This window comes from Thalassoglobus sp. JC818 (assembly GCF_040717535.1).
In the GTDB taxonomy this organism is placed as follows: Bacteria; Planctomycetota; Planctomycetia; order Planctomycetales; family Planctomycetaceae; genus Thalassoglobus.
Map to the genome: position 1 here is coordinate 1 of NZ_JBFEFI010000002.1, position 15,025 is coordinate 15,025.

Annotated in this window: 8 protein-coding genes and 1 tRNA gene; 7 read left to right on the forward strand and 2 right to left on the reverse strand. The window is 51.5% G+C overall.

Annotated elements, in window-relative coordinates:
- Positions 1-23: 23 nt before the first annotated feature.
- Positions 24-96, reverse strand: a tRNA-Ala gene (locus tag AB1L42_RS04535).
- 413 nt (positions 97-509) lie between these two features.
- On the opposite strand from AB1L42_RS04535, the gene aceE reads away from it, so the two are divergent.
- Entirely contained in the window at positions 510-3,245 is a 2,736-nt protein-coding gene (gene aceE, locus AB1L42_RS04540; RefSeq protein WP_367051744.1) for a pyruvate dehydrogenase (acetyl-transferring), homodimeric type, read from the forward strand.
- A 209-nt stretch (positions 3,246-3,454) separates the two neighbouring features.
- Entirely contained in the window at positions 3,455-4,546 is a 1,092-nt protein-coding gene (gene ychF / locus AB1L42_RS04545; RefSeq protein ID WP_367051746.1) for a redox-regulated ATPase YchF, read from the forward strand.
- 132 nt (positions 4,547-4,678) lie between these two features.
- Here the strand turns inward: ychF and AB1L42_RS04550 are convergent, their stop codons facing one another.
- The gene (locus tag AB1L42_RS04550; RefSeq protein WP_367051749.1) at positions 4,679-5,941 is read right to left on the reverse strand and encodes a hypothetical protein; all 1,263 of its coding nucleotides are present in this window, start codon (positions 5,939-5,941) and stop codon (positions 4,679-4,681) included.
- A gap of 461 nt (positions 5,942-6,402) precedes the next feature.
- Here AB1L42_RS04550 and AB1L42_RS04555 point away from each other — a divergent pair, with 461 nt between their 5' ends.
- The 5 genes from AB1L42_RS04555 (at position 6,403) to AB1L42_RS04575 (ending at position 15,001) form a co-directional block, all read left to right on the forward strand.
- The gene (locus tag AB1L42_RS04555; protein ID WP_367051751.1) at positions 6,403-8,322 is read left to right on the forward strand and encodes a TolC family protein; all 1,920 of its coding nucleotides are present in this window, start codon (positions 6,403-6,405) and stop codon (positions 8,320-8,322) included.
- 76 nt (positions 8,323-8,398) lie between these two features.
- Positions 8,399-9,535 (forward strand): DUF1559 domain-containing protein, encoded by a 1,137-nt coding sequence (locus tag AB1L42_RS04560; protein ID WP_367051754.1) that lies wholly within the window; start codon positions 8,399-8,401, stop codon positions 9,533-9,535.
- Between the two features lie 68 nt (positions 9,536-9,603).
- Positions 9,604-11,223: a glycosyltransferase family 39 protein gene (locus AB1L42_RS04565; protein WP_367051756.1), complete on the forward strand. Its 1,620-nt coding sequence runs from the start codon at positions 9,604-9,606 to the stop codon at positions 11,221-11,223.
- A gap of 200 nt (positions 11,224-11,423) precedes the next feature.
- Positions 11,424-13,673: a hypothetical protein gene (locus AB1L42_RS04570; RefSeq protein ID WP_367051759.1), complete on the forward strand. Its 2,250-nt coding sequence runs from the start codon at positions 11,424-11,426 to the stop codon at positions 13,671-13,673.
- The gene (locus tag AB1L42_RS04575; protein ID WP_367051762.1) at positions 13,670-15,001 is read left to right on the forward strand and encodes a hypothetical protein; all 1,332 of its coding nucleotides are present in this window, start codon (positions 13,670-13,672) and stop codon (positions 14,999-15,001) included. The genes AB1L42_RS04570 and AB1L42_RS04575 overlap by 4 nt, the downstream gene beginning before the upstream one ends.
- Positions 15,002-15,025 lie beyond the last annotated feature (24 nt).

Here is a 15,025-nt window from a genome sequence, read left to right on the forward strand (position 1 = left end):
CGAAAACATGCGACCGTTCGTGATGGAGGATAGGGGACTTGAACCCCTGACCTCTTGCATGCCATGCAAGCGCTCTCCCAACTGAGCTAATCCCCCGAATTTTCTATTTTGCGACGAATCAGAAGTTGATGATTGCAACTTTTTCGTCGTTGAAGTTTTATTTTGCCTGCATCGGTGAAGAGTTGTCTCAACCCATGATCTTTGAGGCTCTTTTGATTTCGGCAACTGGACTCGATTGTGTTGACGAAATCTGGGCACGAAAATACTGATTGGGGTGGATTTTCGTGAAACTTCGATGTGGGAGAGGGTAATCGCCCCTTTTCTTAGAGTCAAGAATCGTCCGGATGCGAATTCTTGTGAATCTGGAGGATGATGCGTCTCGACTTGCCTGTTAGACTCTGCGCATTACGTCCAATGCAGATCTCCGCAACCCATCGGAGTAGACAAATCCATTCCGATCGCAGTCGTGATCAGAATTGTTAAGTGCGGTCAAACGAAGAGAGTGATGTATGGCAACCGATGATCTCGTGCAATCAGCGGAAGGCTTGATCGAGGGAATTGACCCTGTCGAGCTGGAAGAATGGTATCAATCGCTGGAAGATGTTCTGCATCGCTACGGTCCAGAGCGTACGGAGCATCTGCTGGTTCAGCTTCGCGAGCGAGCCTATCACCGCGGTGTGATGATGCCCTTCGAGCTGACGACTCCTTACATCAACACCATCCCTGTTGAAGAGCAGCCTCGCTATCCAGGCAACCTCGACATGGAACGACGAATCAAGTCGCTGATTCGCTGGAATGCGATGGCGATGGTCGTTCGTGCGAACAAGAAAACATCTGTTGATGATCCCACGGGTGGCGTCGGTGGTCACATCTCGACTTATGCATCTTCAGCCACGCTGTACGAAGTTGCTTACAACCATTTCTTCCATGCCCGATCCGAAGACCATACCGGCGACATGGTCTATTTTCAGGGACATGCTTCGCCAGGGATGTATGCTCGGGCGTTTATGGAAGGTCGTTTGAATGAAAGCGATCTCGAAAACTTCCGACAGGAAGTGCCGCGCGGATCAGGATTGTCATCTTATCCACACCCGTGGCTGATGCCTGAGTTTTGGCAGTTCCCAACAGTCTCGATGGGACTGGGGCCGATCTGTTCCATTTATCACGCAAGATTCTTGAGATACATGGAACATCGTGGCTTGATGGACACATCGAAGTCCAAGGTTTGGGCTTTCCTTGGTGATGGAGAAATCGACGAGCCAGAATCACTCGGTGCGATCACATTGGCGTCGCGCGAACATCTCGACAATCTCGTTTGGGTTGTGAACTGCAATCTACAACGCCTCGATGGTCCCGTTCGCGGAAACGGCAAGATCATTCAAGAGCTGGAAGGAGCATTCCGTGGTGCAGGTTGGAACTGCATCAAAGTTGTTTGGGGAGGCGACTGGGACAGCCTCTTCTCTCGCGACTTCAATGGGAAGCTCGTCAAACGCGTTGGCGAAATCGTCGACGGTCAGTATCAAAAGTATGTGGTCGCGGGTGGGGAATACATTCGCGAACACTTCTTTGGGGCTGATCAGGAGTTGTTCGACCTCGTCGATCACCTCACTGACGATCAGCTCGAAAAGTTGAAACGCGGCGGTCACGACCCAGAGAAAGTCTTCGCTGCATACGAAGCTGCGGTCAGCCACAAAGGGGCTCCGACGGTCATTCTGGCGAAGACCATTAAGGGATATGGACTTGGTGAAGCGGGTGAAGGTCGCATGATCGCCCACAACTCCAAGAAGATGAACAATGAAGAATTGCACTCATTCCGAGAGCGGTTCAACATTCCGATCGCGACTGACGATGTCGATCAGATGCCATTCTATCGTCCGGCTGATGACAGCCCCGAGATGACGTATCTGAAGGCGAGACGCGAACAGCTTGGTGGACACGTCCCAGCCCGAAAGCCAACCGAAGAACGACTCGAAGTTCCCAGCCTGGATGACAAGTCATTCAAGCGTCAACTGGCTGGCACTGGTGGCAAAGGAGGCGTTTCGACGACTCAGGCATACGGTGCGATCCTCCAAGGTCTGATGCGACACAAAAGCATCGGTGAACGCATCGTCCCGATCATTCCAGATGAAGCCCGAACCTTCGGGATGGAATCGTTCTTCAGCACATTCGGAATCTATTCCAGCAAAGGACAACTCTACGAACCTGTCGACCGCATCGGCGGTAACCTGATGTACTACAAAGAAGCCAAAGATGGTCAGGTTCTCGAAGAGGGTATTAACGAAGCTGGGGCGATGAGTTCGTTCATCGCAGCCGGGACTGCATATAGCAATCTTGGAATGAACATGATCCCGTTTTACATCTATTACTCGATGTTCGGGTTCCAGCGAGTGGGCGATCTCATCTGGTGTGCAGCGGACAGTCGCACCAAAGGATTCCTCGTCGGAGGAACCTCGGGACGAACAACGCTGAACGGCGAAGGACTCCAGCACGAAGATGGACATTCGCACGTCATGGCAGCAACGGTTCCGAACCTGCTGGCCTACGACCCTGCGTATGCTTATGAGCTGTGTGTCATCATTCAAGATGGTCTTCGTCGAATGTACGCTGAGGGAGAAGAGATCTTCTATTACCTCTCCGTTTACAATGAAGGTTACGAGATGCCCGCAATGCCGGAAGTCGAAGGCATTGAGCAGGGAATCCTGAACGGGATGTACCATCTCAGCTCAACAGAGAGCGGAGCAAAGCAGTCAAAACGGCCGCAACTGTTCGGATCGGGAACGATCCTCAAAGAAGTTCTCGCAGCTCAAACGCTTCTTAAAGAGAAGTACGACATCGGAACGGATGTCTGGAGCGTCACCAGCTACAGCGAACTGTGTCGCGACGCGATGTCTGTCAATCGATGGAACACACTTCATCCGAACGAAACGCCGAAGACCTCGATTCTGACCGACACTCTCGCAGGCCAGAACGGACCATTCATTTCATCCAGTGACAACATTCGAATGGTCGCCGACCAGATTCGCGAGTGGATTCCCGGACGATACGTCGTTCTCGGAACGGATGGCTTTGGACGCAGCGATACTCGTCAGGTCCTCCGTCGCCACTTCGAAATCGATGCAGAATGTGTGACATTCGCCACACTCTCAGCACTCGCTGACGATGGCGAATTCGACAAGGGAGCGCTCGCTGGCGTTCTCGGAGATCTGGGAATCGACCCGGACAAAATTGATCCGCGGACTGCGTGATTTGATCAGCGGCGAACTCGTATAAACGAGTCGCACTTTTATCTATCACGCTTGAAGACCAAAAACACCGGCGAAATCAGTCGTCGGTGACAGCCTACATAGACTTTCAAAAAGCCTTGCATCGTTCATCGCATGTAAGGCTTTTTTTCCTGAAACCATTTGAGTGACAGCATCGAAGAAGCTGTCACTGAATTGAACGAGTAGAGATCATGGAAGCCGGAATTGTTGGATTGCCAAACGTTGGCAAGAGCACACTGTTTAATGCGTTAACGTGCTCTCAGTCGGCGCAGAGCGCGAACTACCCTTTCTGCACCATCGAACCGAACGAGGGAATCGTCAACGTTCCTGACAGCCGGTTGGAAACGATCGCTGGCTACTTCCAACCTCAAAAGATCATTCCCGCCGCACTGAAACTCGTCGACATTGCCGGCATCGTCAAAGGGGCAAGCGTTGGTGAAGGACTGGGGAACAAATTCCTCAGCCACATCCGTGAAGTCGATGCGATCATTCAGGTTGTCCGATGCTTTGAAGATGAAGACGTTACACACGTCTCAGGCAAAGTCGATCCGGTCTCCGACATTGATATCATCGAGACCGAGTTAATGCTGGCGGACATGCAGACTCTGGATAACTCGCTCGCCAAAGCCCAACGAACAGCCCGGAGCGGAGATGCCGATGCCAAGAAACGCGTCGCTGTCATTGAGAAATGCCAGGCTCACCTCAATGATGAGCAACCACTTCGCAAAATGGAGCTGAACAAAGAAGAGTCGAAGATCGTCAACGGGTTCGGGCTATTGACAGCCAAGCCAGTGTTGTACGTTGCGAATGTTGACGAAGATGATTTGCTCGGTGAAGGTCCGCTCGTCATGAGCTTGCGAGAGTTCGCCGAGAAAACCGGTGCTCAGGTTGTTCCTGTGTGTGCCAAGATCGAGTCTGAAATTGCAGAACTCGACGAAAACGACCGGAAGGAAATGTTGGAATCGGTCGGGCTGGCGGAACCTTCACTCGCGCTGCTAGCGCGAGCTGCCTATCAAACGCTTGGGCTTCAAAGCTACTTCACAGCTGGCGAAAAGGAAGTTCGCGCCTGGACCATTCCAGTCGGCGCAACCGCTCCTCAAGCAGCTGGCGTTATTCACACCGACTTCGAGAAGGGTTTCATCCGCGTAGAAGTCTACGGGCTGAACGATCTCGTCGAGTATCAGAAAGAGTCGGCAATTAAACAGGCGGGCAAGATGAGAATCGAAGGCAAAGAATACATCATGCGTGATGGTGATATCTGCCACTTCCTGTTCAACAAGTAGAGCCTATCTCGCGAAATAAGACTCGATCTACAAAGCACGAAACCTCGACAATCGCTTTATGCGATTGTCGAGGTCTTTTTGTGAATAAGTAGATCTCTCGAAATCCATTATGAGACCATAAATGGATTAACCTCAGAGGCAATTACTATTTCGTCCGGGTCCGTCGAAATTCCAGGTCAATCCGAACGTCAGCCAGTAGGAACTCAGATCGACGGTCGTGCTTCCGAGATCTTGGGAGGCACCGAACATTTTCCCGATCGAACAATCAACATCGAATCCCGGAACAATGTCTTTGATTCCAACACCTCCCGACAAACGATGTTCGTTGATCACCGCCAGCTGAGCCTGTACGTATTCTACTCCCGCTAAAAGTCCAGGAGGAGTGACTCCTCCGATCGATCCAACTGTGGGTGGAGACTGAACGGGGTTTTGGGCGTAGGCATAGCCCAGTCGGTATCTCATCCGGCCATGTGTGAGCTGTGTTCCCAATTGCACAACCCACTGATCGTCATAAATCGGAGCGAAGAGATCCGCATCGTCCCAGTTCTTCCAAATGAAATCGACTGCCACCAACAGGTTTCCATTCATCAGGCTTGAATTCGCAACACCAAATCCGACATTGCGTGGAAGATCGAGCGCGACATCCTGGGGGCCACCGAAGTTGCCATTGCCAAGGTTCAACAAGACGGCATTGTCAAAATTGAAGTCCTGTTTGGTCTGATAAGTCACACCGACAGTTGTGTTGTAGCCAAGATTATAATTCGCACCGAATGTTCCCCGGACTCCATAGTCCAAGCTATTTCTGGAAACACCTGTGAATGGGGAATCGAGCATTCCCGTGGTAAATCGAAATGAACCACCCAGGGAAAGGTTGTCCGTCACTTCGGTTCCGCCACTTAAGACTATCGAGAGGAACATTAACGAAGCTGCCGCACCTCCTGACTCTGGAGTATCTGTGAAATCCACTCCTGCTCCAGCGTCTCCGACGAACGCAATCCCCGCGGTCATGGGTCTCCCCATAAGCTCCAACTGCTGTGTCAGCCCGATATTGGGAAGGACGGCCGCCGGGAAATCTGACTTTGCCGAGAAAGGAGTCACGATCGGATCGAGAGGAGGATTCGGAAACGCAGTCTCCTGCCGCAAACGGTAGTTAGCGTCCATCAACGCTCCACCGAAAGTGAAGGTTGTTCCATGATATTGAGTCAGTGTGGCTGGGTTCCCGTTCGTCGCAGAGACAGAGTCCTGCGGACGGGAAAGACTCGCTCCGCCCATGCCCGAGGAAGCGGGCATAACGGTGTTGTGGAGTTCAATTCCATATGACTGGGCAAACCCTGTTCTGGCGACCAGCAGCAGGGTTCCGATGCAGAAAGACCGTACTAAGTTTTGGATTCTCATGTCGCATCTCAATGGAATGATTGGCTGAGAACGTGCGGAGGAAACAAAAGCCCGACGCCACATCACCCCCACCATCGACGCAATTCAATCAATCAGCACATCAAGATCTCCCGCCACAAGCAACACTCTCGGCAAAACCGGCACGCTCGCCAGTAAAATCAAACCAACCCGCAGAGCTTGCCACCCCAGCTTCGGCATCAATTGCCGGTCTCACATGAACTGAACATCTTCCGAACTGAGAACTCTAGGAAATCAGCTAGCGAACGTCGCGGAGCAAACTCTATCGAATCCTGAAACCACCCTCGAAAAGTGCCCACCCCTACAACTTGCCTAATCGTCACCACAGGGCGCCACAATCTGCAAGCACGGAGAGATCATCCAGTTACGCATATTCGTCATAACAGGATGGTCGATACGACCAGCAAGATCGAAAACTGTTTGTAGTCTGAAAAGGTGACTCGATGCGTCGCTCACTGAAGAAACTGTGGATGCTCGGCGGGACAGCAATTCTCGCAGGATGCACTGCGACCGGCTATCCAGGCGCTCACAAAACAGCAGCCTACCCGACTGTCGCTCAGAATACCGCTTCTCAAAATCCTCGATCACAAAACCTCTCACAAGCTGTTGGAAGGGCCGTTTCTGACCAGCAGCGGATACAAAGCCCTCCACCGAAGACGCCGTCGACACAGCCAATTCCAAGTGCCCCTGCGATCGCGAAGAAGCAATCGCAACCATCAGTCGACACAAGTCGCCCCCAGGTTCGTGAACAACAAGCTCAGCCACCGACCGGTGTTCAAGCCGTTTCACATCAATCGGTAGAGAGCAACTCTCATTTCGAAGAGACAGCCCACTCTCTTTCCAATTCGGCTGGCCAACCAAAATTGGGAGCCGACGCAGGTCGTCACTCGTCGTCCCGACGAAAGAACTCGTACGCTTCCAGAGATATCAATCCAGACACTCCGCAAATTCTCCAGACTGGAGCAGGACCCGAACAACTTGTTCCACTGCCAGCAGCTGCGGACCAAACTGAACCGAATGCTGAAACTCAATACACCAATGCTTGGCCAATGCATCTGGGTACAGCACTCGCCATGGTTGGTGGACAGAACCCGGAGATTGGTTTGGCTCGCTGGCGAGTCCAGGAAGCTTATGCGAATCTGGAACAAGCAGAGGTTCTCTGGCTTCCATCGATCCAGGCAGGATTCAGCTATCATCGACATGATGGAAACTATCAAGCCAGCGACGGCGACATCGTCGATGTGAATCGCTCATCGCTGCAATATGGATTCGGAGCTGGAGCAACAGGTGCTGGAACAACTCCTATTCCCGGTCTCGTCGCCCGTTTCCACATGGCGGATGCCATTTTCCAGCCACAGATTGCCCAGAAGACCGCATGGGCTCAAGGACATGCGGCGAATGCTGTTCAAAACCAGCAGCTCCTCGAAGTCGCATTAGCTTATCTCAATTTACTTGAAGCTGAACAAGACCTCGCGGTTTTAAACCAAAGTAAAGCACGTACTCAGGAATTGGCAAAGCTCACTGCTGACTTTGCAGCGACGGGACAAGGCTTGCAAGCCGACGCCGACCGCATGGCGACGGAATTAACTCTGGTTGAAAGCCGAATTTCTGAAGTTCGCGAACTTTCCGACGTCGCTGCCAGCCGTCTCGCTCAGGAGTTGAGCATCGACGCTTCACGGCGAATCATCCCGGTGGAGCCTTCGGTGATACCAATCACTCTTGTCCCAGTCGACCATAGTAAGGGATCACTAATTAGTTCCGGCCTCGCTCACCGTCCGGAATTAAAAGAGGCTCAGGCACTCGTTGCTGCTGCGTGTGATCAATATCAACGTCAACGTTATAGCCCATTTGTTCCCAGCGTGCTGCTGGGCTTGAGCGACAGTGGATTCGGTGGCGGACTCGGTACGGATATCGACAATGTCAACAATCGTGTCGATTTCGACGCAATCGTCACATGGGAAATTCGCAACCTCGGCTTCGGCGAGAGTGCACAGCGCCGTGCTGCCTGTGCGCAGATTGAACAAGCGAGATACGAGAAAATTCGACTGCTCGATCAAGTAGCTCAGCAAGTTGTGGAAGCGTACTCGCAGGTCACTCACCGCAGTGAACGAATTGAGATTACCCGCAAGGCAATTCCAACGGCTATGGATGCCTTCGAACGCGACCTCGGAAGAATTCGAGACGGCCAGGGCTTACCGATTGAAGTCCTGCAGTCGATTCGAGCACTCGAAAACGCGGAACGGTCTTATCTCAATTCTGTTATCGAATACAACTCCGCGCAATTCCAGCTGCAATGGGCTCTCGGTTGGCCGGTCACACCTCCACCCACCACCCCCTCGCTTGAGCCTGTCTCTTCAGAATAGATGTGACTGGAAATCAATTGGTTTCACACTGGCCGATGTCTTGTGATTCTTCAGCTTGAGTGAAACAATCATCCACATGATTGGCTCCCCCGAATATGCATCTCATCGCAGCGGACTGACCCTCATTGAAGTACTGGTCGTCCTGTCTGTTCTCTCTGTCCTCGTCGCCCTCATCCTGCCCGCAGCTCTGCGAGTTCGTGAGATGTCGCGTCTTAATCAATGTTCGAACAACCTGCGAAATCTTTCGATTGCGATGATGCAGTTCGAGCAGGATCATCACCGTCTGCCAGGTGCCGGATACTTTCTCGATCCCAGCAGCAACCGCGGTGGTGACACATCGCAGCCCGTTCAACTCCATCACAACTGGGCCGTCTTACTGCTGCCGTACGTCGACCAGAGTACGCTGTTCCAACAATGGAATCTCGACGAACCGATTGATTCAGCCCAGAATGGCCCACTCTTGGATCAGACGATCGCCGTTCTGCGTTGTCCGTCCGACTCGACTCTTTCCGGGCAAGGTGACTTAAGCTATGCCCTCAACGGGGGATGGGGATTTACAACTCGCACCACCGACGGAGTTGGAGATTGCCCCGTGGCGACCTCGCATCGATCGGAAAACGGAGACTGGGAACTGGTCAAACTCGACCTGAATGGAGATGGGCACGCATGTTCTGGTAACGCATCGCTGGACGACCGAGATCGAAAACACTTCAAACAACTCGGGCTTTTCTTTGTTGAGAACTGGTGGGTCGGCAAGAATCTTCGCAAGCCGGATTATACAGAACGCTTTTATGGTCTTGCTGATATTCACGATGGCACATCGCAGACGTTCTTAATAACAGACAACCTCTGCAATGGGTTTCGCGATGACGATCCACTCGGCCGCTTCGCGAATCCTCATCCATTGAGAACAATGTTCTTCGTGGGAAATGCTTGCCTCGACGGGAAATGCATACGAGAAGGGGTCGATTACTCGCGATCAAATTCGGGCGCAAGCAAGATTAATAGTGGACGCTCTCAACCCGAACAGGACCACGCGATCCCCAACTCTGACCATCCGGGTGGCGTGAACATGACCTACGCTGACGGTCATGTGCGATTTCTGACTGAACAGATTGATGGCCGAGTTTATGCGGCGTTGGCAAGTCCGCAGGGTTCGTTTCTAAACGGAACCCCACTGGCTCAGGGGATCATCTCATCGGATGATTTTTAGATCGAGATTCGGAGAGCGGAAATCAAGAGACATTCTGGTAGAAGAAGAGAAGAGTGTTCATAAATTCCATGGAGAAACGATCGCACTTTGTATTCTTAGTCGCTGCGTTGGTTGCGATCACGGTCTTACTTCGAATGGATGGAATTGCAACGCGTTCGATCTGGCTCGATGAAGCATTCTCTTGGGGAATTTCTGCACGATCCACGTGGAGCGAGATCCTCAGTCTCACTGCCAGAGACACTCATCCTCCGTTTTACTACTACGTCCTAAAACTTTGGATCTCAGTGTTTGGTGAATCGGTCATTGCCCTCCGATCTCTCTCGATATTCTGTGCCGGCTTATCAACAACTGGATTAGCACTTCTCTGCCGCGACGTCATCAATGTCGAAAGTGAAGCACAAGAAGTGAGCTCGAATCAACAATGGGCGGTTGTGGTTCTCGCATGTCTTCTGTTCGCACTGAACCCAACACATTGTCAGTGGTCTCAGGAAGCCCGAATGTATTCCCTGGCGACTATGCTTGCGATTTGGGGCAGTTGGTTTCTTTTGCAAGCACTCACGCACCCAGCGAAACCGACTCGCTGGTGGTCGCTGTACGTACTGAGCACACTCGCACTCCTTTACACACACCACTATGCAATGTTTACCGTGTTTGCCCAGGGACTAGTCGCAGCTTGGGCTAGCCTCGCGATTCCTCCATCATTGGACGATAATCTAACAACCACTTCTCGGCCAAAACTTCATTACGTCGGAGTCAGCTTTGCATTGATTATTGCAGGTTATCTTCCTTGGATTCCTGTGTTGCGATCGCAAATCTCGCGAGTTCAAGAAAGCTTCTGGATTCCCAAGGTGACCGTCTGGTCAGTTCCTGATGCATGGTTCAGCGCGTTATTCTCAGCAAATTCACCGCCTGAACTCAAGAGCCACTTTCTCGCTCTCCTCGTCACAAACCTGACGGCCATCGTTTGGATTCAATTCCTGATTCCTGGACGAAAGATTGGCCGAGTTCTCACGTTCGCGCTCGGAATCGCTCCGCTCGTCTGTGCAACAGCAGTTTCGCTGACAACCGTTTCAATCCTGACTTCTCGACACCTGATTTTATGCCTTCCATTCTTCTATGTAGCGTTTTCCATTGTCGTCTCAACAGGCACAATTCTCAAATTACGCCCTCTCGTCTTCGTGATGATTCTGATCAATGCAGCTGCCGTTCTCTCGATGTCACGGGAATCACTTCAACTCGATTCGAGAACTGGCTTGAATGCTGCCGTCGACACTCTTCATGAACAGATCGAACCTGGCGATCAGATCGTTGTTGTGCACCCAGCGATGTTTTACAGCTTCTGGCATTGCACTCAACACGAGTTTGATCGTCCGGAACTCCTCGATCTCGGTGAAATCGACCACTTCATGGGCAGCTCAATTCTCTCCGACGACATCAAGGTCACACGTGGGGAGTTATTGAGTCGAGGTTCCCAAAGAATGTGGACGATCGATTCATCCGGATATTCGCGTCCATATTCTGGCCCCCAAGAGAAGCTGTTCCAAGACAGCTGGATAAAGATCCTCGAAAGCCGATTTCTGGAACCCTACTACTTTCAAGGTTCTGTGGTCCTGACTCTCTACAAGCGAATTCCGATCGACGATTCCAAAACGGAGGGGAGCACAAAGTTGTCGACTTCAAGTCAATAAGAAAGCTTATCAAACGCATAAAATTGTTCCGAAAGCGAAACTTTCTTCACCACTCGAAATCAAATTCTCGATTTAGCTTTTGATGAATTAATATCCAAATTGTTCAACAACACAGAACGGCTTTGAACTTAGACTCTCCGATCGATACGACGCCTCGCAGTGGCCGAAGTCTCCTTTGGCTTAGTTTCGTTGCTGCGCTGATGCCTTTCAGTCTGTTCCTTCTTCCCGATGATCGCGTCATCCCACCAACTTACTACAGCGATTACACGACTGCCCAACTGCCCCTGCGTGAGTATGCTCGTGATGAGATGCTCGCTGGCAGGTTTCCACTCTGGATTCCTGAACTCGCATGCGGCACACCCTTGCATGCAAACATGCAAGCAGGTTTGAGTGACCCCCTCGTCACACCTTCGATATTGCTCTTCAATGTAAGCTATGGGCTGCGCCTTTCAATCGTCGTGCATGCCGCTTTCGGCTTCTTTGGACAATATCTACTGACGCGATCATTGGGAACGAGTCGATTTGCAAGTAGCTTTTCTGCTCTCGTCATGACGCTCAGTGGATTCCCGATCGCCCACTTAATGGTCGGCCACATCACAATGTTTGTTGCATGGACAAGAATACCCTGGCTGTTACTCAGTGTCGTCTTCTTGACGCGTCAACCTGGGCCTTTGTTCGCCGGTTTGACAGCTGTGGCGGGAGGGCTCGTCCTTCTTTCGGGACATCCCCAAATCGCTTGTTATGCCGGCCTTCTCGGAGCAGCGTGGGGCGCTGGTTCTATGTTCTGGGGATCAGCATCCGCACATCGGACGAAATTTCTATGGTGGGCGATCCTGGCGGTGATCTTGTCAACAACACTATCAGCGGTGCAGTACGTTCCAGCCATGGAGTTAATTCGTGACGGAATGACCGCTTCCGATCGAGGAAACAGCTCCTATGCCGATCACTTCTCTCTTCAACCGAGTGACTTAGTCCGCTTGTTGATCCCAAACTTCAAAGGTAATCCATTTGACGATGCAAGCTCGTTTGATTTCTTTGAACTCTACCACGAGGAGTACCAGTATCTTGGTATTCTCACTCTCCTCCTAGGTGGAATCGCTCTTACCCGTAAGTCAGTACTCGCCTGGGAGGCTGTTACCGGTACGGCAGTTTTATTGCTGCTGCTCTATTCTCTTGGGAGAAACTCTCATCTCTTTACGATCTCAAACCAACTGTTTCCTCCGCTGACGCTCTTTCGCTGTCCAGGACGTATCCTTTGCCTCGCAAGTATTCTCGTTCCGATTCTAGCTGCTCGAGGTCTCGATGATTGGATACAACGCGAACGGACTTCCAACAGGGAGGTTGATCGTACTGAGAAAAGGATCGCATCAAAACGAGCACAACTTACCCCCTGGAAGCTGTCGGGATGGACAATGCTATTCTTCGCTGTAAACCTTCTCGCATGGCTTATTCTCAATGACGTTGAGTCAGGCTTCGGCGATGAAATACTTGCGTGGTGGAATCGCTCGGATGTCTGTCGGGATGCAGTCATCAAGTCAAGTGGACTGGCAGTTGCCTCTGTCTGGGTTCTGATGCAATTGCGTTCCGTCCAGAAAAATGCTTCGACGACGATCCGACTTCGCTGGCAGGTACTGTTTCTTGTTTTCGTGACAATTGACCTTTGGCTGTTTAACGCCAGTCAGCTGTGTCTCGTTCCGCGTGAGAAACGGGTCGACACAAGCGAACAACAGACCACAGCAGCCCGTTCATTTCGATTCCTCGATCGTTCATTAGACACAGACGACACACTGCTTCAATTGAGGTATTCCCGCTTGCTGCCGGTCGCTGTTCTAAACCGGTTTCCGATGGTCGGCACTAATGAAGGTGGAATATTCCCAAGACATGTTCAACGAGTCCACGAAGCGATTCAACAATGTCCGGAAAAAGCGCTCGATCTAGTCAGTTGTCGCTACATTTGCACTCACGATGGTCAATGGATGGAACGAGAATCCGCAGTTCCACGCATTCGATTTCTTCCAGAACGACACCGCCACCTTGCCGAAGATTCACTTTGTGAATCCAACCCACTCGACTGGCAACAGCGATCAGACTTCAGCTACGAAATTGTCTCCGATCATTCCAGAGGGCTCACTGTTGAAGTCGATCTCCCTGAAGCAGGAATCGTTGGAGTTGCTGACACGCGATTTCCTGGATGGCAATGCTTTGTCAACGGACAGCTGATTGAGATCGAAGCACTGCACGAAGTCTTCCGATTGTGTCCCCTCCCAGCAGGTAAGCACCGTCTCACATTTTTCTACAACCCTCAGAGTCTCTATTGGGGAGTAGCAATAACGGTCCTGAGTGGTTTCATGACGACCGGACTCCTCGTTGTTGGGCTCAGGTGTCAATTCTATAACGACGCCCGAATTGATATTCCGTCGCCTGCACATTTGTCCGAGTCGGTTAAATGAATCAGAAATTGTTCAGTCGACTATTGCTCGGTGCGACTGCGGTATTGTTATTGATTCCGCAGCTTTGCAGTGAATCAAACGGTCCTGACGATCGCATCACTATCGGCCTGCCGAAGATCCACTCAGGTGATGAACCACACTACTTCATCACACTTTACAGCCTTCTGAACGATGGTGACCTCGACCTTAGGAACAACTATCAGAGTGTTCATCAAGGTGGCATAGATGCAGGCGTTCGCATGAGCGGGCAGGCACTCGATCACCATACGATCTGGGTTCAAGAAGGCACGATGATCCCATGGGCTGACGTCTATTTAGGATGGGGCGAGCAATGGAACGTCGACGAACAAAGTCGCCCGGTTCCAACCCAAAAGTCGAATTCACATCATTCGCGAGGCCATTCTCCAGAATACTCAACTCACCCCGCAGGCTATCCGTTCGTTCTGGCAGCATTAACTTTCGGACTTGCAGGCTCCGACATGCTCGAACCTGCTGCTGTGTCTCTTTCATGGATTGCATCGATTTGGGCAATGAGCAGTATGATGGCGCTCCTCAAGACGTTTCAACTTTCGAATCTCAAATGTGCCGGAGTCGTGATGCTGATCTGCCTCGGGACACCGATCTGGCATTACAGTCGGGCGATGTTTTGCGAGATCTGGTTGCTCGCATTTGCAGTGGCTGCCTTCTCTGCAATGTTGAACAGCCAGAACGGCTTCTGGATCGGAGCACTGATAGGGCTCGGCACGCTGATGAAGCCTCCATTTGCATTGCTTGGAGTTGTTCTCTTGTTCGCAGCGATCCTTCAGAGAAATTGGAAGCTGTTCTTAAGTACAAGTATCCCAATGTTAGTGGGTATGGCCTTGATGCTTGGTCTGAACTATTACATGTTCGGATCAATCCTCCGCAGCCCGCAGTCATGGCGGTGGGGGAATTTCTGGGTCGGAGCCAGCGAGTTGATGTTCTCACCGAGCCATGGATTGTTATTGTTCGCTCCGATCTCGTTCCTCGCCGCTTCAACATGGCCCGAGTTTCTTGAACGAACAGGCGGACACGGGCGATTGCTCCTGATCGGTTTTCTGAGCTACTTTGGTGTGATGGCATCCTGGGAAATTTGGGATGGAGGTTATTGCTACGGCCCGCGACTGATCCTGCCTGTGGTGCCCCTCTTCCTGATCCCACTGATCGACTTTGACTGGAGCTTTCGATCACTCTCCAGTCGATTTGGATGGGGATTGGCGATGCTTTCCATCCTCATTAATGGTCTCGGAGCGATTCCCTATTGGAGAGCGTGGAATCAACATCCACTCGTACAATGGATTGGAAGTTGAATACCATCCTGGCATTCTTGTTTT

Bases quoted from the DNA above. Each gene is read 5' to 3' on its own strand.
- aceE (WP_367051744.1), top strand. From the start codon at position 510: ATGGCAACCGATGATCTCGTGCAATCAGCGGAAGGCTTGATCGAGGGA.
- ychF (WP_367051746.1), top strand. From the start codon at position 3,455: ATGGAAGCCGGAATTGTTGGATTGCCAAACGTTGGCAAGAGCACACTG.
- AB1L42_RS04550 (WP_367051749.1), bottom strand. From the start codon at position 5,941: ATGAGAATCCAAAACTTAGTACGGTCTTTCTGCATCGGAACCCTGCTG.
- AB1L42_RS04555 (WP_367051751.1), top strand. From the start codon at position 6,403: ATGCGTCGCTCACTGAAGAAACTGTGGATGCTCGGCGGGACAGCAATT.
- AB1L42_RS04560 (WP_367051754.1), top strand. From the start codon at position 8,399: ATGATTGGCTCCCCCGAATATGCATCTCATCGCAGCGGACTGACCCTC.
- AB1L42_RS04565 (WP_367051756.1), top strand. From the start codon at position 9,604: ATGGAGAAACGATCGCACTTTGTATTCTTAGTCGCTGCGTTGGTTGCG.
- AB1L42_RS04570 (WP_367051759.1), top strand. From the start codon at position 11,424: ATGCCTTTCAGTCTGTTCCTTCTTCCCGATGATCGCGTCATCCCACCA.
- AB1L42_RS04575 (WP_367051762.1), top strand. From the start codon at position 13,670: ATGAATCAGAAATTGTTCAGTCGACTATTGCTCGGTGCGACTGCGGTA.